Source organism: Microbacterium sp. LB12 (assembly GCF_037150835.1).
Taxonomy (GTDB): Bacteria; Actinomycetota; Actinomycetes; order Actinomycetales; family Microbacteriaceae; genus Microbacterium.
The window spans coordinates 299,954-325,615 of record NZ_JBBCPF010000003.1 but is presented as its reverse complement, the minus strand read 5'-3'; the positions used below and the strand labels follow the sequence as shown (position 1 = coordinate 325,615).

27 protein-coding genes are annotated in these 25,662 nt (G+C 68.1%); 22 read left to right on the top strand and 5 right to left on the bottom strand.

Features of this window, described 5'->3' with window-relative positions:
• Genes WFM69_RS08555 through WFM69_RS08545 form a run of 3 tightly spaced genes read right to left on the bottom strand, consistent with a single transcriptional unit; the run spans position 1 to position 2,561 of the window.
• Entirely contained in the window at positions 1 to 582 is a 582-nt protein-coding gene (locus WFM69_RS08555; protein ID WP_337003612.1) for a TetR/AcrR family transcriptional regulator, read from the bottom strand.
• Positions 560 to 1,462, bottom strand: a complete 903-nt coding sequence (locus WFM69_RS08550; protein WP_337003610.1) for an alpha/beta fold hydrolase — start codon at positions 1,460 to 1,462, stop codon at positions 560 to 562. The genes WFM69_RS08555 and WFM69_RS08550 overlap by 23 nt, the downstream gene beginning before the upstream one ends.
• 52 nt (positions 1,463 to 1,514) lie before the next feature.
• The gene (locus WFM69_RS08545) at positions 1,515 to 2,561 is read right to left on the bottom strand and encodes a YihY/virulence factor BrkB family protein (protein WP_337003608.1); all 1,047 of its coding nucleotides are present in this window, start codon (positions 2,559 to 2,561) and stop codon (positions 1,515 to 1,517) included.
• 148 nt (positions 2,562 to 2,709) lie between these two features.
• Between WFM69_RS08545 and lysA the strand changes: the two genes are divergently transcribed.
• The 6 genes from lysA to WFM69_RS08515 all read left to right on the top strand — a co-directional run bounded on the left by lysA (position 2,710) and on the right by WFM69_RS08515 (position 10,048).
• Entirely contained in the window at positions 2,710 to 4,128 is a 1,419-nt protein-coding gene (lysA, locus tag WFM69_RS08540; protein ID WP_337003606.1) for a diaminopimelate decarboxylase, read from the top strand.
• Positions 4,129 to 4,149: 21 nt separating this feature from the next.
• Positions 4,150 to 5,454, top strand: a complete 1,305-nt coding sequence (locus tag WFM69_RS08535) for a homoserine dehydrogenase (protein ID WP_337003605.1) — start codon at positions 4,150 to 4,152, stop codon at positions 5,452 to 5,454.
• Positions 5,455 to 5,456: 2 nt separating this feature from the next.
• Positions 5,457 to 6,419: a homoserine kinase gene (gene thrB / locus WFM69_RS08530; RefSeq protein ID WP_337003603.1), complete on the top strand. Its 963-nt coding sequence runs from the start codon at positions 5,457 to 5,459 to the stop codon at positions 6,417 to 6,419.
• A 180-nt stretch (positions 6,420 to 6,599) separates the two neighbouring features.
• Positions 6,600 to 8,516, top strand: a complete 1,917-nt coding sequence (gene rho, locus WFM69_RS08525; RefSeq protein ID WP_337003601.1) for a transcription termination factor Rho — start codon at positions 6,600 to 6,602, stop codon at positions 8,514 to 8,516.
• Between the two features lie 9 nt (positions 8,517 to 8,525).
• Entirely contained in the window at positions 8,526 to 9,605 is a 1,080-nt protein-coding gene (prfA, locus tag WFM69_RS08520) for a peptide chain release factor 1 (protein ID WP_337003599.1), read from the top strand.
• A gap of 35 nt (positions 9,606 to 9,640) precedes the next feature.
• Positions 9,641 to 10,048: a hypothetical protein gene (locus tag WFM69_RS08515; protein ID WP_337003597.1), complete on the top strand. Its 408-nt coding sequence runs from the start codon at positions 9,641 to 9,643 to the stop codon at positions 10,046 to 10,048.
• Between the two features lie 24 nt (positions 10,049 to 10,072).
• Here WFM69_RS08515 and epsC read toward each other — a convergent pair whose 3' ends face one another.
• Complete coding sequence (epsC, locus tag WFM69_RS08510) at positions 10,073 to 10,642, bottom strand: serine O-acetyltransferase EpsC (protein ID WP_337003595.1); 570 nt, start codon at positions 10,640 to 10,642, stop codon at positions 10,073 to 10,075.
• 8 nt (positions 10,643 to 10,650) lie between these two features.
• Positions 10,651 to 11,589 carry a cysteine synthase A gene (cysK, locus tag WFM69_RS08505; protein ID WP_337003593.1) on the bottom strand — a complete coding sequence of 313 codons (939 nt, stop codon included), beginning with the start codon at positions 11,587 to 11,589 and terminating at the stop codon, positions 10,651 to 10,653.
• A gap of 100 nt (positions 11,590 to 11,689) precedes the next feature.
• Between cysK and prmC the strand changes: the two genes are divergently transcribed.
• The 16 genes from prmC to WFM69_RS08425 all read left to right on the top strand — a co-directional run bounded on the left by prmC (position 11,690) and on the right by WFM69_RS08425 (position 25,609).
• On the top strand, positions 11,690 to 12,550 hold the full coding sequence (prmC, locus tag WFM69_RS08500) for a peptide chain release factor N(5)-glutamine methyltransferase (protein WP_337003591.1): 861 nt from the start codon (positions 11,690 to 11,692) through the stop codon (positions 12,548 to 12,550).
• 52 nt (positions 12,551 to 12,602) lie between these two features.
• Entirely contained in the window at positions 12,603 to 13,325 is a 723-nt protein-coding gene (locus WFM69_RS08495; RefSeq protein WP_337003589.1) for an L-threonylcarbamoyladenylate synthase, read from the top strand.
• Positions 13,322 to 14,491 (top strand): MraY family glycosyltransferase, encoded by a 1,170-nt coding sequence (locus WFM69_RS08490; protein ID WP_337003587.1) that lies wholly within the window; start codon positions 13,322 to 13,324, stop codon positions 14,489 to 14,491. Before WFM69_RS08495 ends, WFM69_RS08490 begins: the two co-directional genes overlap by 4 nt.
• A complete protein-coding gene (locus WFM69_RS08485; RefSeq protein WP_337003585.1) occupies positions 14,491 to 15,009 on the top strand; it encodes a hypothetical protein in 519 nt (172 codons plus the stop codon). The genes WFM69_RS08490 and WFM69_RS08485 overlap by 1 nt, the downstream gene beginning before the upstream one ends.
• Positions 15,010 to 15,153: 144 nt before the next feature.
• Positions 15,154 to 15,939: a F0F1 ATP synthase subunit A gene (gene atpB / locus WFM69_RS08480; protein ID WP_442928414.1), complete on the top strand. Its 786-nt coding sequence runs from the start codon at positions 15,154 to 15,156 to the stop codon at positions 15,937 to 15,939.
• Between the two features lie 45 nt (positions 15,940 to 15,984).
• Positions 15,985 to 16,221 carry an ATP synthase F0 subunit C gene (gene atpE / locus WFM69_RS08475; RefSeq protein WP_337003583.1) on the top strand — a complete coding sequence of 79 codons (237 nt, stop codon included), beginning with the start codon at positions 15,985 to 15,987 and terminating at the stop codon, positions 16,219 to 16,221.
• Positions 16,222 to 16,248: 27 nt separating this feature from the next.
• Positions 16,249 to 16,806, top strand: a complete 558-nt coding sequence (locus WFM69_RS08470) for a F0F1 ATP synthase subunit B (protein WP_337003581.1) — start codon at positions 16,249 to 16,251, stop codon at positions 16,804 to 16,806.
• Positions 16,806 to 17,597, top strand: coding sequence for a F0F1 ATP synthase subunit delta (locus tag WFM69_RS08465; protein WP_337003579.1), 792 nt, complete (start codon positions 16,806 to 16,808; stop codon positions 17,595 to 17,597). The genes WFM69_RS08470 and WFM69_RS08465 overlap by 1 nt, the downstream gene beginning before the upstream one ends.
• 47 nt (positions 17,598 to 17,644) lie before the next feature.
• Positions 17,645 to 19,285, top strand: a complete 1,641-nt coding sequence (gene atpA / locus WFM69_RS08460) for a F0F1 ATP synthase subunit alpha (RefSeq protein ID WP_337003578.1) — start codon at positions 17,645 to 17,647, stop codon at positions 19,283 to 19,285.
• A gap of 19 nt (positions 19,286 to 19,304) precedes the next feature.
• A complete protein-coding gene (locus tag WFM69_RS08455; protein ID WP_337003577.1) occupies positions 19,305 to 20,201 on the top strand; it encodes a F0F1 ATP synthase subunit gamma in 897 nt (298 codons plus the stop codon).
• Between the two features lie 21 nt (positions 20,202 to 20,222).
• Positions 20,223 to 21,677 (top strand): F0F1 ATP synthase subunit beta, encoded by a 1,455-nt coding sequence (gene atpD / locus WFM69_RS08450; RefSeq protein WP_337003576.1) that lies wholly within the window; start codon positions 20,223 to 20,225, stop codon positions 21,675 to 21,677.
• Positions 21,678 to 21,679: 2 nt separating this feature from the next.
• A complete protein-coding gene (locus WFM69_RS08445; RefSeq protein WP_017830988.1) occupies positions 21,680 to 21,940 on the top strand; it encodes a F0F1 ATP synthase subunit epsilon in 261 nt (86 codons plus the stop codon).
• A gap of 78 nt (positions 21,941 to 22,018) precedes the next feature.
• Positions 22,019 to 22,765 (top strand): YaaA family protein, encoded by a 747-nt coding sequence (locus tag WFM69_RS08440; RefSeq protein ID WP_337003655.1) that lies wholly within the window; start codon positions 22,019 to 22,021, stop codon positions 22,763 to 22,765.
• A gap of 115 nt (positions 22,766 to 22,880) precedes the next feature.
• Entirely contained in the window at positions 22,881 to 23,651 is a 771-nt protein-coding gene (locus tag WFM69_RS08435; protein ID WP_337003575.1) for a large exoprotein, read from the top strand.
• An 89-nt stretch (positions 23,652 to 23,740) separates the two neighbouring features.
• Complete coding sequence (locus WFM69_RS08430; protein ID WP_337003574.1) at positions 23,741 to 24,724, top strand: aldo/keto reductase; 984 nt, start codon at positions 23,741 to 23,743, stop codon at positions 24,722 to 24,724.
• An 81-nt stretch (positions 24,725 to 24,805) separates the two neighbouring features.
• Entirely contained in the window at positions 24,806 to 25,609 is an 804-nt protein-coding gene (locus WFM69_RS08425) for a PP2C family protein-serine/threonine phosphatase (protein ID WP_337003573.1), read from the top strand.
• Positions 25,610 to 25,662 lie beyond the last annotated feature (53 nt).

The following is a 25,662-nucleotide window of genomic DNA, read 5'->3' as shown; positions in this document are numbered from 1 at the left end:
TCAATTCCTCTCGAAGGTCTCGGCCATGCGGCCGATCGTGTCGATGGCGCGCTCGAGCTGTGCCGGGTCGATGGGGCCGAGCAGTCTGGCGGCGGAGAGCAGCCCGATCGAGGCGCTGGAGAGCGCGAGGGCGAGCGCCTCCACGTCGACATCGGGCACGATCTCGCCGCGCTCCTGCAGATCGTGCAGCCACGCGACGACCCGTCGCTGTCGCTCGCGGTAGCGTCCGTCGGTGATCTCGGCGACGTGCTCGCCGAGGAGGCCGCGATCGTCGAGGAACGCCGCGGTCATGAGTGCGTCGCTGCTCAGAGCGCGGGCGGACGCGCGGTAGGCGGCGCTCAGGCGCGGGTTCTCACCCAGTTCGTCGCGTACCCGGTCGTTCATGCGGGCGGTTCCTCGCTGCAGCACGGCGTCGAGGATCTCGCGCTTGCCGGCGAACTCGAGGTACACGGCGCCTTTGCCGATGCCGGCGCGCTCGGCGATGCCGGCGACGCTCATCGCGTCGAAGCCCAGGGCGAGCACGAGCGCTTCGGCCGCGTCGAGGATGCGGTCGCGCCGGTCAGCCACGCGTGGTCGGGGCATCGGCATTCCTCCTCAGATGGTCGATCATCGCGGGGATGACGAGGTCGGGTCGATCCCGCTGCACCCAGTGTCCGGCCCCGGGGACCGTGTGCAGGCGGCCCGCGGGGAGAAGAGCGGCGGCAGTGCGGATGCGGGCGAGGGGGACGCCGCCGTCGTGGTCCCCGTGCACGAAGAGCGTGGGTGTCGGGATGGACGGCAGCTCATCCGTGTAGACGGTGCGCAGTCGGCGCCACTGCACCTGGTCGCGCTGCCACTCCTCGAAGGTCGCGAGCCCCGTGCCCGTGGCAGCTTCGTGCAGCACGGCGTCGACGAGCTCAGGGGTACGTGCGGCTGGGTTGCGCACCAGCCCCCGCAGGGCACGCTCCATCGCGGGGCGGCTGCGCGCGGAGGCACGAGTCATCGCGCCCAGCAGCCCGGTGCGCAGCAGCACGAAGGAGCTGAGGTGGATGGCGGGGCCGAGGACGCCGTCGGCGAGGCGGGGCATCACGCCGTAGCATCCGAGCAGCATCGCGGCGCGAGCGCTCCCCGGGCGGTCCAGGAGGTGGCCGATCGTCATGCCGCCGCCGAGCGAGAGCCCGGCGATAGCGTGGTCGACGAGCCCGAGCACATCGACGATCTCGCCCACGTGACGCACGAGGTGTTCCTGCGTGAGCGGCCAGTCGGCGTGCGGGCTGTGTCCGAAGCCGGGATGGTCGGGAGCGATGACACGGTGTCCGGCCGCGGAGAGGGCCGGGCCGACATCGCCCCAGGAGAGTTCCGCGCTGTCGGCGCCGCCACCGTGCAGGAGCAGCACCGGCGTACCCGTCTCGGTGCGCGGACGCCATTCCAGGACCGAGACCGTCGCGTGCGGGAGGTCGATCCTCGTGCGTCGCGGGTCCATGGCGTCCTCTCGTTGTGACCAGACTAGCAAATTCGGTCACAACGAGGGTGAGTCAGGAGGAAGCCTCGGCGGATACGGCCTGCTGCGCGGCACGCAGTTCGGCGGTGGCGACCTGCACCTCGACCTCGGCGCGCTGCAGGCGCCGCTGCGCGAACGTCGTCGCCCCGAAGCGGGCGTGCACCCGATCGGCGTTCTCCTCCTCGGCGGTCACGATGTAGGCGCAGGCGTACAGCATCACCTGGGTGGAGAAGTTGAGCCAGATCAGCAGCGCGAGCAACGAGGCGAACGAGGCGAGGAGCGGGTTGCTGGTCGCGCCGCCGACGAAGAGACCCGAGAGCTCCTGCAGCACGAGGAGCCCCACCCCGCCCAGCAGCGCACCCGACCAGAGCGAACGTCGAGCCGGACGCACGCCCGACAGCAGACGGAAGATGCCGACGATGAGCACGACGTCGAGGGCGAAGACGACCACCAGCGACAGGATGCGCACGGTCCAGGTCGCCCCGGGGGAGTCGGCAGGGAGGCCCAGCAGTCCGGTGATCCAGGCGATGCCCAGCTGCCCTGCGAACGTGAGGAACGCGGATGCCGCGAAGGCGAGGCCGATGCCGAGGGCGAGAGCGAGGTTGCGGACGATCACCCAGATCCACAGGATGTCGTCCTGCAGGGTTCCGGCGAGTACGCGCACGGCCGTACGCAGGGAGCCGATGGCACCGAGTGCTGCGCCCACCAGGGCGATGAGCGAGACGATACCGGCGATCGACAGGGAGGCCGGCGCCCGGAGGTCCTTCGGATCGATCACCCCGTCCGTGCCGATGAGGCCGGGGACGGCGGACTGCACGGCGTCGATGATCGCCTGCCACGCGACGGGGTTGCCCGCGAGCCACAGCGCCGCGATCGAGAACCCCAGCAGCACACCGGCGAACACGCTGAAGAGCGCCCGGTACGTGACGCTGTCGGCGAGCATCGGACCACGGCGCTCGCTGTACAGGAGCGCCGCGCGTACGGGTCGACGGGCCAGCGCCCACGCGATCACCGGTCCCGTGATGCGCGGGATCAGCCCGGGACGCGGGGGAGAGTCGGTTCGTGTTTCGGTGTTCGCCACGCCCCCACCCTAGGAGGCTCCGACGGCTCCCTGCAGGGGCTTGACGCGGCACGTCACCGTGACCAGGGTCGCGCGGTGGGTGCCCTAGAATCGGGGGCAACCTCGATGTGCGCGCCCTGCCCGAGGTCCTTCCCACGATTGGTGATCAGTGCTTCCCCCTGCCGATTCGCTCGCTCCGGAATGGCTCGACGTCCCCGAGGACCCGAACGACCTGGCGCAGGGTGTGTGGCCGGCCTCCGCGACGCGCGACGCCGACGGAGTGCTCGACGTCGCGGGCGTCAGCGCCACCGACCTGGCGCGTACCTACGGCACCCCGTTGCTGGTGCTCGACGAAGACGAGGTGCGCGGTCGTGCGCGGCGCTTCCGGGTCGCGTTCGAGCAGGCCGCGGCCGACAACGACACGACCGTGCAGATCTACTACGCGGGCAAGGCCTTCCTCAGCACCACCGTGGCGCGCTGGATGGTCGACGAGGGACTGCGCATCGACGTCTGCACCGGGGGAGAGCTCGCCGTCGCGCTCGCCGCCGGTGTCGCACCCGCATCGCTCGGTTTCCATGGCAACAACAAGTCCGTCGCCGAACTGGAGCGCGTGGTCGAGGTCGGCGTCGGCACGATCATCGTCGACAGCGCGATCGAGATCGAGCGGCTCGCGGCGATCACGGCACGCACCGGGGCGACACAGCGCGTGCTCGTCCGCGTCGTCAGCGGCGTCCATGCCGAGACCCACGACTTCCTCGCCACCGCTCACGAAGACCAGAAGTTCGGCTTCCCCCTCGTGGACGCAGCAGCGGCGGTCGCGCGCATCCGCGACATTCCCGGACTCGAGTTCGCGGGTCTGCACTGCCACATCGGTTCGCAGATCTTCGGCGTCGGAGGCTTCCGCGAATCGGCGTCCCGCGTGCTCGACCTGCACGCCACGCTGCTCGAGACCGGCCCTGTGCCGCAGCTCAATCTCGGCGGCGGATTCGGCATCGCCTATACGCGCGTCGACGACCCGACGCCGATCGAAGAGCTCGCCGGAGCCATCGTCTCCTCGGTCGCCGAGGGGTGCGCCGCGCGCGGCATCCCCGTCCCTGCGCTCTCGTTCGAGCCCGGACGCGCGATCATCGGCACCGCAGGAGTCACGATCTACGAGGTCGGCACCACGAAAGACGTCACGGTGGCATCGGGAGCCGTCCGCCGTTACGTCAGCGTCGATGGCGGGATGAGTGACAACGCCCGCCCCGCCCTCTACGGCGCACAGTATTCGGCTCGTCTCGCCTCGCGCATCGGCACGGGCGAGCCCCGCCTGAGCCGCGTCGTCGGCAAGCACTGTGAGTCCGGCGACATCGTCGTCGACCATGAGTATCTTCCGGAAGACCTCGTTCCGGGGGACCTGCTCGCCGTCCCCGCGACCGGCGCGTACTGCGTCTCGCTGGCGAGCAACTACAACCATGTTCCGCGTCCGCCGGTGATCGCCGTGCGCGACGGGCACTCGACCGTCATCGTCCGCGGGGAGACCCTCGACGACGTGCTGGCCAGGGACGCGGGCATCGACGGGGTGCACGCCCCCAAGGGAGACCAATGACCCACCTCCGAAGGAGCAACCATGACTGACTACCGACGACTTCGCGTGGCGCTGCTGGGCGCCGGAGCAGTCGGCTCGCAGGTGGCGGCCCTGCTGCTGCGTCATGGCGACGAGCTCGCCGACCGTGCCGGTGCGGCGCTCGAGCTCGCCGGCATCGCCGTGCGCGACGTGGATGCGCCGCGTGACGTCGACCTGCCCAAGGAGCTGTTCACCACGGATGCCGAGTCGCTGATCCTCGGCGCCGACATCGTGATCGAGCTGATCGGCGGCATCGAGCCGGCGCGCACGAACATCCTGCAGGCGATCGGCTCCGGAGCCGACGTCGTCACGGCCAACAAGGCGCTGCTCGCGACGCACGGACCGGAGCTGTTCGAGGCGGCCGACCGCGTCGGCGCCTCCGTGTACTACGAGGCCGCCGCCGCGGGCGCGATCCCGATCATCCGTCCGCTGCGCGACTCGCTCGCCGGCGACCGCGTGGTGCGCATCATGGGCATCGTCAACGGCACCACCAACTACATCCTCGACCGGATGGACACCGAGGGCGCCGACTTCGCCGACGTGCTCGCCGACGCCCAGCGTCTCGGGTACGCCGAGGCCGACCCGACGGCCGATGTCGAGGGCTACGACGCCGCGCAGAAGGCCGCGATCCTCGCCAGCCTCGCGTTCCACACCGCGGTCCCGCTCGACGCGGTCCATCGCGAGGGCATCACCTCGATCACGGCGTCCATGATCGACGAGGCGCGCGCGGCGGGCTTCGTGATCAAGCTGCTCGCGGTCTGCGAGCGCATCGAGGCGAACGGCGCCGAGTCGATCTCGGTGCGCGTGTACCCGGCGCTCGTGCCGACCTCCCACCCGCTCGCCTCCGTGCACGGTGCCAACAACGCCGTGTTCGTCGAGGCCGAGGCCGCCGGCTCCCTCATGTTCTACGGTGCGGGTGCGGGCGGAGTGCAGACCGCGTCGGCAGTGCTGGGCGACGTGGTCTCGGCCGCTCGCCGCCACATCGCCGGCGGTGTCGGAGTGGGCGAGTCGACCCGCGCGAACCTCCCGGTCGTCCCGATCGGTCACGTCACGACGCGCTACCAGATCACGCTCGAGGTCGCTGATGCACCGGGCGTGCTCGCCACGGTCGCCGGCATCCTCAGCGACGGCGGCGTCTCGGTCGCCACGGTCGTGCAGACCGTCGAGGGCGAGGACGAGCCCACGGCCCGTCTGATCATCGGCACGCACCGGGCCACCGAGCAGGCGCTCAGTGCGACGGTCGATGCCCTCGCCGGCAGTGTGGTGGTCGCCCGGGTCGTCTCGGTGCTGCGGGTGGAAGGCGAGTGACGATGACATCAGCCCCTGCGCACGCCGAGGGCGCTGCCGTCGTGGGACGCACCGTCGAGGTGACCGTCCCCGCGACGAGCGCGAACCTCGGTCCGGGGTTCGACACGCTGGGTCTCGCGCTCAGCATCTATGACACGCTCCAGGTCACCGCGCTGCCGGCCGGCGAGCTCGAGATCGAGGTGTCGGGGTCCGGCGCGGCAGAGATCCCGCGCGATGCCTCGAACCTGATCGTCCGTACCATCGCGTACGTGTTCGCCGACGCGGGCCTTCCTGCTCCCGGGCTGCGGATCGTCGCGGAGAACGGCGTGCCGCATGGCCGCGGTCTCGGCTCGTCCGGTGCCGCCGTCGCCGCGGGAGTGCTCGCCGCGAAGGGGCTGCTCGACGGTGTCGTGGAGATCGACGACACCGACCTGCTCCGTCTCGCGACCGAGCTCGAGGGGCACCCGGACAACGTGGCGCCGGCGCTCTTCGGCGGTCTGACGATCGCCTGGATGTCGGAGCGCGGACCCCAGCACAAGAAGCTGCTCGTGCACCGCGGCGTCTCGCCGCTCGTGCTCGTCCCGGCGTACACGATGTCGACGTCGCAGGCGCGGTCGCTGCAGCCTCCGCAGGTCTCCACCGCGGATGCCGTGTTCAACGTGTCGCGTTCCGCGCTGCTGATCGCCGCGCTCATGCAGAGCCCCGAGCTGCTGCTCGATGCGACCGCGGATCGCCTGCATCAGGACTACCGTGCGCTGGCCATGCCCGAGACGCAGCGCCTCGTGCAGGCGCTGCGCGCGGCGGGATTCGCGGCCGTCGTGTCGGGTGCCGGTCCCAGCGTGCTGGTGCTGGCGGACGGGCCGGGCAGCCGTCAGGATGCCGTCGAACTGGCCGATCGAGTCACCGACACCCCGTGGGAGGCGCTCCTGCTCGCAGTCGACGTGCGTGGTGGTACAGTGGGGACTCGAGCGGAGGGCTCCACGTAACTGCGTGAATCTGGCCCCATTGCAACTCTTGCAAGACCCGCACGCAAACTCCTGTGGCAGAGCTCATTCCAGAGCCGCCTGCCGAGGCTGGCTGGCGCCGAGCGTCAGCCCGTGCGATCGCGCGCAGCACCCGTTGTGTGCGTTCAACGCTCATTCCCCATGACATATAAGGGAGTACTCGTGGAGAACCTCTCCGAGACCCAGAACGACCAGTCGGCTCCGGCCGCAGAAGCGCCCGCCGCGGCCCCCGAGTCGACCACCGAGACCACGCCGGCCCGCAAGCGCGCGCCGCGCCGCGCCAGCACTGCCACGGCGGCAGCCAAGGCGGAGAAGGCCGAGGCTGCGAAGGCCGAGTCGGCACCCGCCGAGGCCGCATCCGATGCTCCGGCCGCCGAGGCCGAGGCCGCGCCCAAGGCGAAGGCGCCTCGTCGCAGTCGCGCGAAGAAGGCCGATGCCGAAGCTCCAGCCGCCGACGCCGCGCCCGCCGCAGACTCGGCTTCGGCTGCAGACACGGCTCCGGTGGCAGACGCCGCTCCGGCCGAGTCGCCCGCTGCCGAGGCTCCGGCCGAGACGGCGCCCAAGACCACCGGCCGTGGCCGCCGTGGCGCGCAGAAGCCCGCCGCCGAAGCGGAGGCACCCGCTGCAGAGCCGAGCGCCGATTCCGCTGCCGAAGCCGCGCCGGCCGACGCACCGCAGAACTCCGACTCCGACTCCTCCGATGGGGGAGAGGAGCAGAGCGGTCGTGGTCGCAGCCGCAGCCGCAGCCGCAACCGGGGCCGTGGCCAGAACGGCGCGTCGCAGGAGCAGCAGCAGACGCAGCCGGCCGCCGACGACGAGCAGTCCGGCGGCAACAGCCGCAACCGTCAGCGCAACAAGCGCCGCAACGGCGGCCCCACGGACGAGTTCGACACCGAGATCGGCGAGGACGACGTCCTGATCCCGATCGCGGGCATCCTCGACGTGCTCGACAACTACGCCTTCGTGCGCACGACCGGCTACCTCGCCGGCCCGAGCGACGTCTACGTGTCGCTCGGCCAGGTGAAGAAGTACAACCTGCGCAAGGGCGACGCGGTCGTCGGTTCCATCAAGCAGCCCCGTGAGGGCGAGCAGCAGGGACGCCAGAAGTACAACGCGCTGGTCAAGGTCGACTCGATCAACGGTCTGTCGGTCGACGATGCGGCCACCCGCGTCGAGTTCGGCAAGCTCACCCCGCTCTACCCGCAGGAGCGCCTGCGCATGGAGACGGCTCCCGAGAAGCTGACCCAGCGCATCATCGACCTGGTCGCCCCGGTCGGCAAGGGTCAGCGCGGTCTCATCGTCGCGCCGCCCAAGGCCGGCAAGACCATCGTGCTCCAGCAGATCGCGAACGCGATCGCGCAGAACAACCCCGAGGTGCACCTCATGGTCGTGCTCGTCGATGAGCGCCCCGAAGAGGTCACCGACATGGAGCGCTCGGTCAAGGGCGAGGTCATCGCTTCGACGTTCGACCGTCCCGCCGAAGACCACACCACGGTCGCCGAGCTCGCCATCGAGCGTGCGAAGCGCCTGGTCGAGCTCGGTCGCGACGTCGTCGTGCTGCTCGACTCGATCACCCGCCTGGGTCGTGCCTACAACCTCGCTGCTCCGGCCTCCGGTCGCGTGCTCAGCGGTGGCGTCGACGCGTCGGCGCTGTACCCGCCGAAGCGCTTCTTCGGAGCTGCGCGCAACATCGAGAACGGCGGATCGCTCACGATCCTCGCCACGGCGCTCGTCGAGACCGGTTCCAAGATGGACGAGGTCATCTTCGAGGAGTTCAAGGGCACGGGCAACAGCGAGCTGCGCCTGTCGCGCGCTCTCGCCGACAAGCGCATCTTCCCGGCGGTCGATGTGAACGCGTCCAGCACCCGCCGCGAAGAGATGCTGCTCTCGGCCGACGAGGTCAAGATCACCTGGAAGCTGCGTCGCGCCCTCGCCGGCCTCGACCAGCAGCAGGCTCTCGAGGTCGTGCTCGGCAAGCTCAAGGAGACGCACTCGAACGTCGAGTTCCTCGTGCAGATGCAGAAGTCGATCCCCACGCTTCCCTCGGGCGCGCACGGTCACGACAACAACATCCGTTGAGCCGCTGACGTGTTCGAGTCCGTCCAGACTCTGATCGACGAGCATCGCCGGGTGCAGGAGGAGCTCTCCGACCCGGCGGTGCACGCCGATGCCGCCCGCGCGAAGCGGGTCAACCGTCGCTACGCGGAACTGTCTCGTATCGTCGCGGCATACGACGCCTGGATCGCGGCGACCGACGACCTGGAGACCGCACGCGAGTTCGCCCGTGAGGACGAGTCGATCGCCGCCGAGATCCCGGCGATGGAGGAGGAGCTGCAGGCCGCTCAGGAGCGACTGCGGCGACTGCTGATCCCGCGAGACCCTGATGACGCGCGCGACGTGATCATGGAGATCAAGGCGGGGGAGGGCGGTGCGGAGTCCGCACTGTTCGCCGCCGACCTGCTGCGCATGTACATCCAGTACGCGGCGTCCAAGGGCTGGAAGACCGAGCTTCTCGAGCGCAACGAGTCCGATCTCGGCGGCTATAAGGACGTGCAGGTCGCGATCAAGGGATCGTCGTCCGATCCGTCCCAGGGTGTCTGGGCGCACCTCAAGTACGAGGGCGGCGTGCACCGCGTGCAGCGCGTGCCGGCCACCGAGTCGCAGGGCCGCATCCACACGTCGACGACCGGTGTTCTGGTCTTCCCCGAGGTCGATGAGCCCGAGGAGATCCACATCGATCCGAACGACCTCAAGATCGACGTCTTCCGCTCTTCCGGTCCGGGAGGGCAGTCCGTGAACACCACCGACTCCGCGGTGCGGATCACCCACGTGCCCACCGGGATCGTCGTCTCGATGCAGAACGAGAAGTCGCAGCTGCAGAACCGCGAGGCGGGTATGCGCGTCCTCCGTGCACGCCTCCTGGCGCGTCAGCAGGAGGAGCTCGATGCGGCGGCGTCGGATGCGCGCAAGTCGCAGATCCGCGGGATGGATCGTTCGGAGCGCATCCGCACGTACAACTTCCCGGAGAACCGGATCGCGGATCACCGCACCGGCTTCAAGGCGTACAACCTCGACCAGGTGATGGACGGGGCACTCGACCCGCTCATCGAGAGCGCGATCACCGCCGACGAAGAGGCGCGGCTCGCTGCGGTCGGTTCCGACTCCTGACGCGTGAGAGGTGCTCCGACCGCTAGGCTCGGGCCGTGATCACACTCCTCTTCCGCGGCATCATGTACGTCGTATCGGCCGGTCTCGGTCTGATCGCCGCCGACCTCCTGCTCGAGGGTTTCCAGATCGAGTGGGACAAGTGGTGGGGCTTCGTCATCTGCATCCTCATCTTCGCGATCCTGCAGAGCGTGCTCGCGCCGTGGGTCGGCAAGATGGCCAACCGCTACGCGCCGGTGCTGATGGGTGGCATCGGGATCTTCTCGACGCTGATCTCGCTGATCATCGTGGTGCTGCTGCCCATCGGCGGTCTGCGCATCACCGATCTGACCGGCTGGCTGCTCGGGTCGGTGATCGTGTGGCTGATCACGGCGCTGGGCAGCGTGCTGCTGCCGCTGATCTTCCTGCGCAAGAAGGTCGACGCGGTCAAGACCGCGCGAAAGTAGGCCGCACGCGCGGCCGATTGTTCCTCAGATGGCGTAGTCGGGAGCGGTGAGCAGAGCCCGGGTGTCCTCGCCGACCGTGCGTTGCCGCGGCTTCGCCGGCACGCCGACCAGGATGCTGTCCGCGGGGGCGTCCCGGGTCACGACGGCGTTGGCGCCGACCACCGACCCTGCTCCGATCGTGATGGGTCCGAGGATCTTCGCCCCGGCCCCGACGGCGACGCCGTCGCCGAGCGTGGGGTGGCGCTTGCCGGAGGTCCTGGTGCGGCCGCCGAGCGTGACACCGTGGTAGAGCATCACGTCGTCGCCCACGACGGCAGTCTCGCCGATGACGACACCCATGCCGTGGTCGATGAAGAAGCGTCGGCCGATCCGCGCTCCGGGGTGGATCTCGATTCCGGTGAGCCAGCGCGAGATCTGCGAGCCGGCTCGTGCGAGCAGGCGCAGTCGTCGCCGCCAGAGCGCGTGCGACACCCGGTGCGCCCAGATGGCGTGCAGGCCGGGGTACAGCAGTGCGACCTCGGCGGCGCTGCGCGCGGCCGGATCCCGGAGGCGGGCTGCTGCGATGTCCTCGCGCATTCGCCCGATCATGCCCATCGACGGACTCAGACGTCGCGCAGATCCTCGAACAGCGCGGTGGAGAGGTAGCGCTCACCGGTGTCGGGGATCACGACGACGATCGTCTTGCCGGCGTTCTCGGGACGGGCGGCGACCTTGAGCGCTGCCGAGACCGCGGCGCCCGACGACATGCCGACGAGCAGCCCTTCCTTGGCGGCGAGGTCGCGTGCGACGCGCAGCGACTCCTCGAACTCGGCGGTGATGATCTCGTCGAGCACGTCGCGGTCGAGCACGTCGGGGACGAAGTTCGGTCCGATGCCCTGGATCTTGTGCGGGCCGGGGTGGCCCTCCGTGAGCACAGGGGAGTCCTTGGGCTCGACGGCGATCACCTGCACGCTCGGCTTGGCGGCCTTGAGCGCCTGGCCCGTTCCGGTCACGGTGCCGCCGGTGCCGACGCCGGCGACGAGGATGTCGACCGCGCCGTCGGTGTCGCGGAGGATCTCCTGTGCGGTGGTCTCGCGGTGGATCTGCGGGTTGGCGGCGTTCTCGAACTGACGGATCCAGATGGCCCCAGGGGTCTCGGCGACGATGCGCTTGGTCTCCTCGATCGCGCCGCTCATGCCCTTCGTGGGGTCGGTGAGCACGATCTCGGCACCGAACGCCTTCAGCAGGACGCGCCGCTCCTTCGACATCGAGGCGGGCATCGTCAGGATCACCCGGTAGCCCCGTGCGGCGCCGACCATCGCGAGAGCGATGCCGGTGTTCCCGCTGGTGGATTCCACGATCGTTCCGCCCGCGGTGAGCTCGCCCGACGCCTCTGCCGCGTTGATCATGGCGATCCCGATGCGGTCCTTGACGCTGGAGGCCGGGTTGTAGAACTCGAGCTTGGCGAGGACGGTGGCTCCGAGGCCTTCGGTCACCCGGTTCAGGCGGACGAGCGGCGTGTTGCCGAAAGCGGTCGTGATGTCGGAGTGGATACCGGGCATGGGAAGCCTTCCTGTGCGGGGGTCGCTGCCGGACAAGCCTAGGGGAGCCTGCCTATGAGGGAGGCTTTGTGACAGCTGCGTGCACTCTACGCTGGAACCCATGTCTGACTCCTCCCTCGCAGCGGTCGTCCGCGCCGCCGCTCAGCGCCTGGCCGATGCCGGAGTACCGGATCCGCTGATCGATGCCGAGTTGCTCGCCGGTCATGTCGCCGACCTCCGCCGCGGCGAGGTGCAGGCGGCGATCATCCGCGGTGACGTGATCGATGAGGTGACGGAGGCAGCGCTGGACCTGGTGGTCGCTCGCCGTGCCGCGCGCGAGCCCCTGCAGCACATTACCGGGACCGCACCTTTCCGACACCTCGAGCTCGCGGTCGGGCCGGGTGTCTTCGTGCCGCGTCCGGAGACGGAGACGGTCGTGCAGTATGCGATCGACGCGTTGCTGAACTCCGCCGAGCCCGCGCCGATCGGGGTCGATCTCGGCACGGGCAGTGGCGCGATCGCCCTGGCGATGGCCACCGAGGTTCCGCATGCCCGGGTGTTCGCCGCCGAGCTCTCAGAGGACGCACATGCCTGGGCCCGTCGGAACGTGGCAGGGGTCGAGAACCTCACGCTGGTGCTGTCAGACCTGGCCGAGGCGTTCCCCGAACTGGACGGCACGGCGTCGGTCGTCATCTCGAACCCGCCGTACGTGCCGGATGCCGCGATCCCGCGCGACCCCGAGGTGCGGCTGTTCGACCCGGCGATGGCGCTCTACGGAGGAGATGACGGCCTCGACATCGTGCGGGTGCTCAGTTCGCGGGCGCTGCGGCTGCTGCGTCCAGGCGGGCTGCTCGTGATCGAGCATGGCGAGCTGCAGGGCGAGTCGATCAGGGACATCCTCACGGCCGACGGCTGGCGCGCGGCGGCGACGCATCGTGACCTCACCCTGCGCGATCGCAGCACCACGGCGCTCCGGCCCTGATCAGCGGCCTCCGAGCATGCACAGAGCCTGCGCCGCATAGAATCGAACCGTCATGTCACCCATCTTCGACTGCAGCGATGAGTCGCAGCTGCTCGCCGGCATGCGCCATGCGCGCCAGGCGATCGGCCGTGGCGACCTCATCGTGATGCCCACCGACACCGTGTACGGTGTCGCCGCCGACGCCTTCTCCCCGGCCGCCGTCCAGCGACTCCTCGATGCCAAGGGGCGTGGACGTGATCAGCCGCCGCCCGTGCTGATCGGCACGAAGGAGACGCTCGCCGCGCTGGCGGAGTCGGTTCCCGAGCCGGTGCAGCGCCTGGTCGATGCATTCTGGCCCGGCGGGCTCACGATCGTCCTTCCCGCACAGCCGTCGCTGGTGTGGGACCTGGGTGAGACGCTCGGCACGGTCGCCGTCCGGATGCCGGAGGGGCGGGTCGCGCTGGAGCTGCTCGCCGAGACCGGTCCGCTCGCGGTGTCCAGCGCCAATCTCACGGGCAAGGCCGCGGCCATCTCGGCGCACGACGCCGAGAAGATGCTCGGCGACAGCGTGGCCGTGTATCTCGACGGCGGGATGAGCAAAGACGGCATCGCGTCCACGATCGTCGACGCCACATCTCTGGTGCGGCGGGGCGACTCGGAGCCGGGTCTCGTGCGCGTCCTCCGCGAGGGGGCGGTGTCCCGCGAACAGCTCCAGGGGGTGCTCGGCGATCTGCTCGAGCCGGAGGAGACGCCCGACGAGCACACGCATGCGGGGGAGCAGGACGGGGATTCGTGAAGCAGTATCTCTTCGCGATCATCCTCACCGCCGCGATCACGTTCGCACTGACCTGGGCGGTCTGGAAGCTGAGCCTTCGGTTCAAGCTCTACCCCGCGATCCGCGACCGCGACGTGCACACCACGCCCACGCCGCGCCTGGGCGGTGTCGCGATCTTCCTCGGCATCGCCGCCGCCTTCGGCTTCTCGGCGGTGAACCCGTTCTTCCAGAGCATCTGGATCCCTCCGCAGACCATGTGGTCGATCCTCGGCGCCTCCCTGCTGATCGCGATCATCGGCGTCGTCGACGATCTATGGGACATCGACTGGATGATCAAGCTCGGGGCGCAGTTCCTGGCCGCCGGTGTCATCACGGTCGGCGGCGGTCTGCAGATCCTGTCGTTGCCGATCGGCGACCTGGTCGTGGTCTCCAGCTGGCTGAGCATCACGATCACGATGTTCGCGATCGTGATCGTCATGAACGCCGTGAACTTCATCGATGGTCTCGACGGCCTCGTCGCCGGGGTGTGCCTGATCTCGAACGGCGTGTTCTTCGCCTACTCGTACATCTTCACGCGCGACTCCGGAGCATCCAACTACTTCAACCTCTCCACCTTCCTCGCCGCGGTGCTCATCGGTGCCTGCCTCGGCTTCCTGCCGCTGAACTGGAGTCCGGCGAAACTGTTCATGGGTGATTCCGGAGCCCTGGTGATGGGTCTGCTCATGGCCACGTCGGCGATCGCGATCACCGGCCAGATGGATCCGTCCGCCCTCGATCCCGAACGCCTCGGCCGCTCCCAGCTGGTTGGAGCCTTCCTGCCCATCCTGCTGCCGCTGCTCGTCGTGCTGCTGCCGTTGCTGGACTTCGGGCTCGCGGTGCTGCGTCGGATGAGTGCGGGCCGGTCGCCGTTCTCGCCGGACCGCAAGCACCTGCATCACCGCATGCTCGATCTCGGCCACCGCGATCGCGACGCCGTGCTGATCTTCTATGCGTGGACCGCGGTGATCTCTCTCGCCGTCCTGCTGATGTACGTCGGTGCGCGCAACGACTGGCCGGGCCAGTATCTGCCCGGCGTCGGCTTCGGCGTGGTGGGCATCGTCGCCTGCCTCGTCATCACCCTGAGTCCCACCCGCCGCAGAAGAGCCGCAGCGGACGCCGAGCCCGACCCGACCCCCGTGGAGTCCTGATGAGTCCGAGTCCCGTTTCCAGCACGCCGATCCTGCGTCGCACCCTCATCTGGTCGGCGGTGGCGACGGCGGTCCTGGCCGTCGTGGCCGGTGGTATCGGGTATGCCGTCGCGCAGGGGGAGGGGCTCGTCAGCGGTCTCCTCGGAGTGCTGCTCTCCGCGGTCTTCCTCGGCATCACCGGACTCAGCATCCTGATCGCCAACCGTTGGTTCGGGGATCCGCTGTACGTGCAGCTCTTCTTCGCGATCGTCCTCGGCGGGTGGTTGCTGAAGCTGGGTGTCTTCGTCGTGGTGATGATCCTGCTCGCCGGTCAGCCCTGGTTGCAGCCGATGGTGTTCTTCCTCTCGATCGTGGCGGGCGTGCTGATGTCGCTCGCGATCGACGTGATCGTGCTCACCCGCATGCGGCTGCCGAATGTCAGCGACACCACGCTCCCGACCGAGGTGCCCGAGGACCGCGCCCCCGGTGCGGCCAATCACATCGACGGCGGACCCGTCGAGGGCGGCCCGCGGTCTTAGGGGACCCTCAGATTCTGATAGTGTTGACATGTGCCCGCCGCTCGATCGCGAGCGCTTGCGCTGTGAAGCACACCGACCATCGTCGCCCCGGTTCTGACCGGTGCCCCGAAGCTGGAGCCCGCGCTGTTTAATCTCGCTGCGACCCTGACCCCCCGACTTGCCTCCGACGGTGAGTTCCACGGCCCTTCGATCGATGAGTTCTTCCCGGAGATCCTCTTCCACGTCGGACCCATCCCGGTGAACCGGATCCACCTGATCCAGTTGCTCTCCGTGATCGCCGTGGTGCTGATCCTCTGGCTCGGCACCCGCCGCATGAAGGTCGTTCCCGGCCGTTTCCAGAGCCTCGTGGAGATGGGCATGGGCTTCGTGCGCGGCGGCATCGCCCACGACCTGCTCGGACGCAAGGACGGGGATCGGTTCCTTCCGATCCTGATGACGATCTTCTTCATGACGCTGTTCATGAACATCACCGGCATCATCCCGTTCCTCAACATGCCGGGAACGGCGATCATCGCCGTGCCGCTCACACTGGCTGTCGTCAGCTACGTGACCTTCATCTACGCCGGTATCAAGAAGAGCCCGAAGAACTTCTTCAAGAACTCTCTGTTCCCGGCCGGTGTGCCGTGGCCGGTGTACTTCATCGTCACGCCGATCGAGCTGATCTCGACCTTCATCATCCGCCCGGTGACTCTCACCCTGCGACTGCTGATGAACCTCGTCGTCGGCCACATGATCCTGGTCCTCTGCTTCGCAGCGACCCAGTTCTTCTTCTTCACCGCAGGCGGCGGCTGGGCCGCGCTCGGTGTCGGAACCCTCGCCTTCGGCGGCGCCTTCACCCTCTTCGAGGTTCTGGTCGCCGTTCTCCAGGCATACGTCTTCACTGTCCTCACCGCGGTCTACATCCAGCTCGCGGTCGCAGAAGAGCACTGAGCGGGTCGGCAACACTGCCTTCCCACCCAACGAAAGGAAAAACCCGTGGACGCAACTACGGTTCTCGCTGAAATCAACGGCAACCTCGCGGTGGTCGGCTACGGCCTTGCAGCGATCGGCCCGGCCATCGGTGTGGGCATCGTCGTCGGCAAGACCATCGAGGGCGTCGCTCGTCAGCCCGAGCTGGCCGGCCGTCTCCAGGTCCTCATGTGGATCGGTATCGCCTTCACCGAGGCGCTTGCATTCGTCGGCATCGCCGTCGGATTCATCCCCTTCCCGTAATCCATACCGACTTCTGAAGGAGACAGGATGCTGAACGCTCTTGTCACGAACCTCGCGGCTGAGGAGGGTGCGGTCAACAACCCGCTCATCCCCGCGTGGTACGACATCATCTGGTCGGGCTTCTGGTTCCTCATCATCCTCGGCGTCGTGTGGAAGGTCGCACTTCCTCGCCTGACGAAGATGCTCGACGAGCGGTCCGCCGCCATCGAGGGCAACATCGCCAAGGCCGACGAGGCGCAGAAGCAGGCGGAGGCGGCACTCGAGGAGTACACGCGTCAGCTCGCTGAGGCGCGTACCGAGGCCGGCGAGATCCGCGAGGCCGCCCGTGAGGACGGCAAGAAGATCGTCGCCGAGGCGAAGGATGCCGCGACCACCGAGGCCGCGCGCATCACCGCAACCGCGCACACGCAGATCGAGGCCGAGCGTCAGACCGCTCTCGTCTCGCTGCGCAGCGAGGTCGGAAACCTTGCCCTCGACCTTGCCGGCGGCGTGGTCGGCGAGACGCTCTCCGACGATGCGCGTGCGGCAGCGGTCGTCGACCGCTTCCTCGCCGAGCTCGAGGCATCCGAGAAGGCGGCTCAGTAATGGGCAGCGCGACCACTCAGGCACTCGCGGCATCCATCAAGACGCTTGCCGCAGCGAAGGACGTCTCGCTCGACACTACGCGGGAGCTCTTCGCTGCCGCACGTGCCGTGAGCGAGTCGTCCCAGCTGAGCGGCGCGCTTGCTGACCCTTCCGCTCCGGCCGAGGCGCGACAGAATGTCGTCGCCGCGGTGTTCGGCGGGTTCTCCGCAGGCGCCCAGGGCGTCCTGAAGACGGCCGTCGCGGAGCGCTGGTCGAACGCAGGCGAGCTGGTCGACGGCATCGAGGAGCTTGCTATCCGCGCTGCCGCGGCCGCAGAGCCTGCAGCGGACATCGAGGCGGAGCTGTTCGGCTTCTCCCGGGTGATCGCCGCCAACCCCGACCTCGAACTCGCTCTGGGTGGACGCCTCGGCGGAGAAGACGCCAAGGGTGCGCTCGTCGAGCGTCTCCTGGCGGACGGCTCCTCGAGCGACGCCGCGAAGCTGATCATCACGTCGCTGGTGCGACAGCCGCGTGAGCGCCGCGTCCGTCGACTGCTGGACCGGGCGATGACCATCGTCTCGAGCCAGCGGGGACGCGTGGTCGCCACGGTGCACACCGCGGCGGCTCTCACCGACGCGCAGCGCACCCGTCTCAGCGACTCGCTCTCGCGTCGCTACGACGGTCAGGTATCCCTCAACGTCGTCATCGACCCTGCCGTCGTCGGAGGTCTGCGCGTGCAGATCGCCGATGACGTCATCGACGGCAGCATCTCCGCACGACTCGCCGACCTTCGCCAGAAGCTCGCGGGCTAATACGACTTCGCGCGGGGAACCGCGCACCCAGATACAAAGGGAAGACAATGGCAGAACTATCGATCAGCCCCGACGTCATCCGTGACGCGCTGAAGGACTTCGCCGCAGCCTACGAGCCCTCCGCGGCCGGGGCGACCGAGGTCGGCACCGTCATCGACGCGGCCGACGGCATCGCTCACGTCGAGGGACTGCCCGGCGTCATGGCCAACGAGCTCGTGATCTTCGCCGACGGCACCAAGGGCCTCGCGCAGAGCCTCAACGAGCACGAGATCGGTGTCGTCGTCCTCGGCGAGTTCACCGGCATCGAGGCCGGCCAGGAGGTCACCCGCACCGGTGAGGTCCTCTCGGTCCCCGTTGGTGACGGCTACCTCGGTCGTGTCGTCGACCCGCTCGGCAACCCGATCGACGGCCTCGGCGCGATCGCGACCGAGAGCGTCCGCGCGCTCGAGCTCCAGGCGCCCGGCGTCATGCAGCGCAAGTCGGTGCACGAGCCGATGCAGACCGGTATCAAGGCGATCGACGCCATGATCCCCGTGGGCCGTGGTCAGCGCCAGTTGATCATCGGCGACCGCCAGACCGGTAAGACGGCCATCGCGATCGACACGATCATCAACCAGAAGGCCAACTGGGAGTCGGGCGACGTCAACAAGCAGGTCCGCTGCATCTACGTCGCCATCGGCCAGAAGGGCTCGACCATCGCCTCGGTGAAGGGCGCGCTCGAGGAGGCCGGCGCCCTGGAGTACACCACGATCGTGGCGGCTCCGGCATCCGACCCCGCCGGTTTCAAGTACCTGGCTCCCTACACCGGTTCGGCCATCGGGCAGCACTGGATGTACGGCGGCAAGCACGTCCTCATCATCTTCGACGACCTGTCGAAGCAGGCCGAGGCCTACCGCGCCGTGTCGCTCCTCCTGCGCCGCCCGCCGGGCCGCGAGGCCTACCCGGGTGACGTCTTCTACCTGCACTCGCGTCTGCTCGAGCGTTGCGCGAAGCTGTCCGACGAGCTCGGCGCCGGCTCCATGACGGGTCTCCCGATCATCGAGACCAAGGCCAACGATGTCTCGGCGTACATCCCGACCAACGTGATCTCGATCACGGATGGCCAGATCTTCCTCCAGTCCGACCTCTTCAACGCCAACCAGCGTCCGGCGGTCGACGTGGGTATCTCGGTCTCCCGAGTCGGTGGTGACGCTCAGGTCAAGTCCATCAAGAAGGTCTCGGGTACGTTGAAGCTCGAGCTCGCTCAGTACCGCTCGCTCGAGGCGTTCGCGATGTTCGCATCCGACCTCGACGCGGCTTCGCGTCGTCAGCTCTCCCGCGGTGCGCGTCTGACCGAGCTGCTCAAGCAGCCGCAGTACTCGCCGTACCCCGTCGAGGAGCAGGTCGTCTCGATCTGGGCCGGAACCAACGGCAAGCTCGACACGATCGAGGTCGAGGACGTTCTGCGCTTCGAGCGCGAACTCCTGGACTACCTGCGTCGTAACACCAAGGTCCTCGACACGCTCCGCGACACCAACGTCCTCGATGACGACACGGTGGCCGAGCTCGAGAAGCAGACCGATGCCTTCATCCTGGAGTTCCAGGGCGGCAAGGGCCACGCCATCGGCGCCCCGGGCCACGAGGAGCACACTGCGGCCGAGGCTGAGGACGTCAACCAGGAGAAGATCGTCAAGGGTCGTCGCGCGTAACCGCGTGAGGTACTGACATATGGGCGCTCAACTCAGGGTCTACAAGCAGAAGATCTCTTCTGCTCAGACGACCAAGAAGATCACGAAGGCGATGGAACTCATCGCGGCTTCGCGCATCCAGAAGGCGATGGCACGCGTCAAGGCGTCCACTCCCTTCGCGCGTGCCGTGACGAGGGCCGTGTCGGCCGTCGCGACGCACTCGAACGTGGATCACCCGCTGACCCGCGAGTCCGAGAACATCACCCGCTCCGCGGTCGTGATCTTCTCCTCGGACCGCGGTCTGGCGGGAGCCTTCAACTCGCAGATCCTCCGTGAGGCTCTCGAGGTGGCGGAGCTCCTGCGCGAGCAGGGCAAGGAGCCGGTGTTCTACCTCATCGGTCGCAAGGCTGTCGGATACTTCCAGTTCCGTCGCCTCGCTGCCGCTGCGGAGTGGACCGGAGACACCGACACCCCGTCGTTCCACACCGCCGAGGAGATCTCCGCAACGCTGCTCGACGCGTTCTCCCGTGGGGGAGAGGGCGGCGGCGTCGATGAGATCCACCTCGTGTACAACCGTTTCGTCAGCATGATGACGCAGTCGCCGGAGTCCGTGCGTCTGCTCCCGCTGGAGATCACGGAAGCCGATGAGTCGGAAGCCGGTAGCACCGTCTACCCGCTGTACGAGTTCGAGCCGGATGCCGAGACTGTTCTCGACGCGATCCTGCCGGTGTACATCCAGAGCCGGGTCTTCAACGCCCTCCTGCAGTCGTCTGCCGCCAAGCAGGCAGCGACGCAGAAGGCGATGAAGTCGGCCAGCGACAACGCCGACAAGCTCATCACCGACTACACCCGTCTGCGCAACAACGCGCGTCAGGCGGAGATCACGCAGCAGATCGCCGAGATCGTCGGCGGCGCCGACGCTCTCGCGAGCAAATAGACCATCAGGAAAGAGACGAAAATGACCCTCACCGCTCCGGCTGACCAGCCGGCGACCGCGGTCGTCGGGCGCGTCGCACGCGTCAACGGTCCGGTTGTCGACATCGAGTTCCCGCACGACTCGATCCCCGACATCTACAACGCTCTGAAGACGTCGATCACGGTCGACGAGGAGACCGTCGAGATCACTCTCGAGGTCGCGCAGCACCTGGGCGACGACCTCGTCCGTGCCATCGCCCTGAACCCGACCGACGGCATCGTCCGCGGTCAGGAGGTCCGCGACACCGGTGAGGCCATCTCGGTCCCCGTCGGCGACGTGACCAAGGGCAAGGTGTTCAACGTCATCGGCGAGGTGCTCAACCTCGAGCCCGGCGAGACCATCGAGGTCACCGAGCGCTGGCCGATCCACCGCAAGGCTCCGAACTTCGACCAGCTCGAGTCGAAGACGACGATGTTCGAGACCGGCATCAAGTCGATCGACCTGCTGACCCCCTACGTCCAGGGTGGAAAGATCGGTCTGTTCGGTGGCGCCGGTGTCGGTAAGACCGTCCTCATCCAGGAGATGATCCAGCGCGTCGCGCAGGACCACGGTGGTGTGTCGGTGTTCGCCGGTGTCGGTGAGCGCACCCGCGAGGGCAACGACCTCATCCACGAGATGGAGGAGGCGGGCGTCTTCGACAAGACCGCCCTCGTCTTCGGCCAGATGGACGAGCCGCCGGGAACGCGTCTGCGCGTTGCCCTGTCGGCCCTGACGATGGCGGAGTACTTCCGTGACGTGCAGAAGCAGGACGTGCTGCTCTTCATCGACAACATCTTCCGCTTCACGCAGGCCGGCTCCGAGGTCTCCACGCTGCTGGGCCGCATGCCCTCCGCCGTGGGATACCAGCCGAACCTCGCGGACGAGATGGGTGTTCTCCAGGAGCGCATCACCTCGACGCGTGGACACTCGATCACCTCGCTGCAGGCGATCTACGTCCCGGCCGATGACTACACCGACCCGGCCCCGGCGACCACGTTCGCCCACCTCGACGCGACGACCGAGCTCTCTCGTGAGATCGCCTCGAAGGGTCTGTACCCGGCCATCGACCCGCTGACCTCGACGTCGCGCATCATGGACCCCCGCTACTTGGGCGAGGACCACTACCGCGTCGCCACGACGGTCAAGCAGATCCTCCAGAAGAACAAGGAGCTGCAGGAGATCATCGCGATCCTCGGTGTCGACGAGCTCTCCGAGGAAGACAAGATCGTCGTGTCGCGTGCACGTCGCATCCAGCAGTTCCTCTCGCAGAACACCTATATGGCGAAGAAGTTCACCGGTGTCGAGGGTTCGACCGTCCCGCTGAAGGAGACCATCGAGTCGTTCGACGCGATCACCCGCGGTGACTTCGACCACGTCGCCGAGCAGGCCTTCTTCAACGTCGGTGGCATCTCCGACGTCGAAGAGCAGTGGGCGAAGATCCAGAAGGAGAACGGCTGACCATGGCGCTGCATGTCAGCCTCGTCTCCGCTGACGCGGAGGTCTGGACGGGAGAGGCGAGCCTGGTGGTCGCCAAGACCGTCGAGGGTGAGATCGGCTTCATGACCGGCCACGAGCCGGTGCTGGCCATCCTCGCCGAGGGCCAGGTTCGCATCACCCAGTCGGATGGCACCAAGGTGCTGGCCAACGCGCAGGACGGCTTCCTCTCCATGGAAGGCGACACCCTGACGATCGTTGCCGGCAACGCGGCTCTCATCGCCTGAGCGGTTCCCGTTTCGACACGTCCGCCTCGGTACCCCTCGGGTTCCGAGGCGGACGTGTCTGTATCCACCGAGGCCTTCATGAAGATCCTGCTGCCGCCGTCTGAGACGAAGCGTGAGGGCGGCTCGCACCCTCCACTCGCGCTCGACGGGCTCGCGCTCCCGTCGCTGACGGCGCATCGCGACGCTGTGATCGACGCGCTCATCGACCTCGCCGGCGATGATCAGACCGCGCGACGCGTTCTCAAGTTGAGCGAGCGCCAGGCGGGCGATATCGCGCACAACCGTGCGCTCCGTTCCGCCCCGACGATGCCCGCCGTCGACCGGTACACGGGCGTCCTCTTCGACGCTCTCGATGCGTCGTCGCTTTCTTCGGTGTCTCGGCGGTGGCTGGGAGCGCATGTCTGGATTCACAGCGCTCCGCTGGGCCCCATCGGCGCGCTCGACGACGTGCCGACGTATCGTCTGGCCGCGGGCACATCGCTTCCCGGGGTTCCCGCGCTCCGCCGCCATTGGGCGGAGGCGACGACCTCGGCGATCGCCGCAGAAGAGCCCTCGTTCGTGCTCGACCTGCGCAGCGAGGCATACGTCGCACTCGGGCCGGTGCCGGACACGGTGCCGTCTGCGTACGTGAGTGTCGTCACCACGTACGGCAGGGCTCTCAACCACTTCAACAAGAAGTCCAAGGGCCTGATCGTGCGCGCACTCGCAGAGGACCGCCCACGCATCGGATCTCTCCGCGGCCTGTGCAACTGGGCCGAGAAGAGGGGGATCGTGCTTCGCGAAGGCGGAAAACCGGGCATCGTGGAGCTCGTCGTCGACGAGTGACCGCGATTTTCCTTGTGACGATGCGCCGCGTCGGTCGTTGCCCGTGGAATATCGCACCGCTATGGTTGTGTCGCGGCGCGAATCGTGTCCGCTCCATTCAGATCCGGAGGGGATCATGAACTCCTACTACGACTCGGGATACCTTGCCGCGATCTTCGGCATCGTCATCTTCAGCATCGTCATCGGTCTTGCCGCATATGTCCTGACGTCGATCTTCCTCATGAAGGTCTTCGAAAAGGCGGGCGTGCAGGGCAAGTGGCGCGCGTGGGTGCCCGTCTACAACCTGATGATCTTCTACAAGCTGGGCGACCTCAGCCCGTGGCTGGTCCTCTACGGTGTGGCCGGTGCCGCGCTGCTCAGCTGGATCGGTGTCGGTTACCTCTTCTCGCTCGCTCTCGCCGTGTTCTCGGCGATCGCCGCGTGGCGTGTCGGTCTCAAGCTGCAGAAGGACGCCGTCTGGGTCATCCTCTACATCTTCCTGAGCATCGTGTGGCTCGGTATCAACGCGTTCGACAAGTCGCGGTGGAACCCGAACATCGTGCCCGCGTCGTGGGCGAACAACGGCTTCCTCGGAGACAACACGGTGTGGCAGGGGATCCCGGTGCAGCCCAAGCCCGCCGCTCCTCAGGGCTACGGTGCGCCCCAGGGTTACGCGCCGCCGGCGCCCCAGGGTTACGCGCCGCCGGCGCAGCCCGGTTACGCCCCGCCCGCAGCCCCCGCCGCTCCGGCGACGGGTGCTCCGGTCCCGCCGACCACGCCGCCGGCTCCGCCCGCAGCTCCGCCGACGACCCCGCCGGCCCCGCCGACGGCACCGCCCGCGGCTCCGCCGGCACCGCCTGCCGCTCCGCCGGCACCGCCGACTGATCCCACGCAGCCTCCGGCGTGATCGACTGACACAGGGCCCCCGACTCCGGTCGGGGGCCCTGTGCTGTTCCACGGTGGGCATCGATGCAGCGTGCCGCTAACGTGGAAGGCATGGTCTTGTCGCAGCGCCGGGTCGGCGCCTCCGGTCTTCTCGTGTCGTCCACCGGCCTCGGCTGCAACAACTTCGGTCGAGGGGGAACGGCGACGGATACTCTCGCAGGCACGAGGGAGGTCATCGACGCGGCTCTCGCCAATGGGATCACCTTCTTCGACACCGCTGACATGTACGGCGCCGAACCCGGGGCGAGCGAGACGCTCATGGGCGAGGCCCTCGAGGGACGTCGCGATCGCGTCGTGCTCGCGACCAAGTTCGGTCAGGAACGCGACATGGGCTATGCGTTCCCCGCGGCCCGTGGCTCGCGTCGCTACATCCGCCGCGCAGTCGAGGAGTCGCTGCGGCGGCTGCGCACGGACTGGATCGACCTCTACCAGCTGCACCTTCCCGATCCCGAGACGCCGATCGCCGAGACGATCGACGCGCTCGACGAGCTCGTGCGCGAGGGCAGGATCCGCTACTACGGGCACTCGAACCTCCCCGGCTGGCAGATCGCGGAGGCGGAGTTCACCTCCCGTGAGCGTTCGACCGGACGATTCATCTCCGCGCAGAACCATTACTCGCTGCTCGCCCGTGCCGCCGAACGGGAAGTGCTTCCCGCCGTCGAGCGCTACCGTCTCGGATTCTTCCCCTACTTCCCGCTGCACAACGGACTGCTCACCGGGAAGTTCACCCGCGAAGGCGGACCCGCGTCCAGCCGGATTATGACGGCACGGCGCCATGTGTGGGAGAACGCTCCGTGGGATGCGCTCGACGCGTTCCGCTCGTTCTGCGACGAGCGCGGCATCACCATGCTGCAGGCCTCCTTCGGCTGGTTGCTCTCGCACGACGCGGTCTCCAGCGTGATCGCGGGTGCCACGTCGGCGGCCCAGGTCGAGGCCAACGCCGAGGCGGGTGATGCCTGGCGTCCTGAGAGCGCCGACCTCGCAGTGATCGACGAGTTGTTTCCGCTGCCGGAAGATCCGGGTGCACGAGTGTGAACCCGCTGCGGGGGAGTTCTACTACGATGTGTGAGTACCCTGCGGTCGCCCGATCCGTCGCAGGCTCATCGGAGGCAGCACGTGGCTGAGACGAAGACGCACCGCGTCACGGTTGCGCGGCGCCCGCTGCTCCTGTCCTGGGCCGGTGTCACCGACCAGGGCCGCCGTCGTGAGACGAACCAGGATGCGTTCCTCGCCGACTACCCGCTCTTCATCGTCGCCGATGGCATGGGCGGTCACGCGGGCGGCGAGATCGCGAGCACGAGCACGGTTGCACGACTGCAAGCAGTGGTCTCCGCGGGCGAGGTCACGCACGCGGCCATCGAGAACGCGCTCGAGCTGGCAGTCGGCGATATCGCCGACCACCCCGACACCACGGACGAAGGCACCGGAACGACGCTCACGGGCATCTACCTCTCGGGCGATGGTGACGGCGAGGAGCCGCACTGGAATGCCCTGAACATCGGTGATTCCCGCGTCTATCTGCTCCGTGACGATCGTCTGGTGCAGGTGACCACGGATCACTCCGTGGTGCAGGAGCTGATCACCGCAGGGAAGCTCAGCCCGGAAGAGGCAGAGGGGCACCCGTACAGCAACGTGATCACCCGTGCAGTCGGAGCGAGCGAGCTCACGGCCCCGGACTACGTCACGATGGATGTGCGCTCGGGGGACCGTTTCGTCATCTGCTCCGATGGACTCACCAAGGAGCTCACCGATTACGGGATCCAGCACTTCCTCCGGGAGCACGGAGATCCGGGGGACGCCGTCGACGCGATGCTCGCGGCCGCTCTGGAGAACGGCGGGCGTGACAACGTGACGCTGATCGTCGTGCAGATCACCGACGAGGGCGACTCCTCCTCCCCACTCGGGGATACGACGCCATAGCCTTCGAGGATTGTGGACACCGGAGGTTCGCACCCGCGCGTGAGGTCCACTGG

What these genes read in the sequence shown, in the direction of transcription:
- WFM69_RS08465 (WP_337003579.1), top strand. Translation starts at nt 16,806, where the DNA reads ATGGGCAGCGCGACCACTCAGGCACTCGCGGCATCCATCAAGACGCTT.
- atpA (WP_337003578.1), top strand. Translation starts at nt 17,645, where the DNA reads ATGGCAGAACTATCGATCAGCCCCGACGTCATCCGTGACGCGCTGAAG.
- WFM69_RS08555 (WP_337003612.1), bottom strand. Translation starts at nt 582, where the DNA reads ATGCCCCGACCACGCGTGGCTGACCGGCGCGACCGCATCCTCGACGCG.
- prmC (WP_337003591.1), top strand. Translation starts at nt 11,690, where the DNA reads ATGTCTGACTCCTCCCTCGCAGCGGTCGTCCGCGCCGCCGCTCAGCGC.
- cysK (WP_337003593.1), bottom strand. Translation starts at nt 11,589, where the DNA reads ATGCCCGGTATCCACTCCGACATCACGACCGCTTTCGGCAACACGCCG.
- WFM69_RS08535 (WP_337003605.1), top strand. Translation starts at nt 4,150, where the DNA reads ATGACTGACTACCGACGACTTCGCGTGGCGCTGCTGGGCGCCGGAGCA.
- epsC (WP_337003595.1), bottom strand. Translation starts at nt 10,642, where the DNA reads ATGGGCATGATCGGGCGAATGCGCGAGGACATCGCAGCAGCCCGCCTC.
- thrB (WP_337003603.1), top strand. Translation starts at nt 5,457, where the DNA reads ATGACATCAGCCCCTGCGCACGCCGAGGGCGCTGCCGTCGTGGGACGC.
- WFM69_RS08495 (WP_337003589.1), top strand. Translation starts at nt 12,603, where the DNA reads ATGTCACCCATCTTCGACTGCAGCGATGAGTCGCAGCTGCTCGCCGGC.
- WFM69_RS08470 (WP_337003581.1), top strand. Translation starts at nt 16,249, where the DNA reads ATGCTGAACGCTCTTGTCACGAACCTCGCGGCTGAGGAGGGTGCGGTC.
- WFM69_RS08550 (WP_337003610.1), bottom strand. Translation starts at nt 1,462, where the DNA reads ATGGACCCGCGACGCACGAGGATCGACCTCCCGCACGCGACGGTCTCG.
- WFM69_RS08455 (WP_337003577.1), top strand. Translation starts at nt 19,305, where the DNA reads ATGGGCGCTCAACTCAGGGTCTACAAGCAGAAGATCTCTTCTGCTCAG.
- WFM69_RS08440 (WP_337003655.1), top strand. Translation starts at nt 22,019, where the DNA reads ATGAAGATCCTGCTGCCGCCGTCTGAGACGAAGCGTGAGGGCGGCTCG.
- atpD (WP_337003576.1), top strand. Translation starts at nt 20,223, where the DNA reads ATGACCCTCACCGCTCCGGCTGACCAGCCGGCGACCGCGGTCGTCGGG.
- WFM69_RS08445 (WP_017830988.1), top strand. Translation starts at nt 21,680, where the DNA reads ATGGCGCTGCATGTCAGCCTCGTCTCCGCTGACGCGGAGGTCTGGACG.
- WFM69_RS08435 (WP_337003575.1), top strand. Translation starts at nt 22,881, where the DNA reads ATGAACTCCTACTACGACTCGGGATACCTTGCCGCGATCTTCGGCATC.
- WFM69_RS08430 (WP_337003574.1), top strand. Translation starts at nt 23,741, where the DNA reads ATGGTCTTGTCGCAGCGCCGGGTCGGCGCCTCCGGTCTTCTCGTGTCG.
- WFM69_RS08485 (WP_337003585.1), top strand. Translation starts at nt 14,491, where the DNA reads ATGAGTCCGAGTCCCGTTTCCAGCACGCCGATCCTGCGTCGCACCCTC.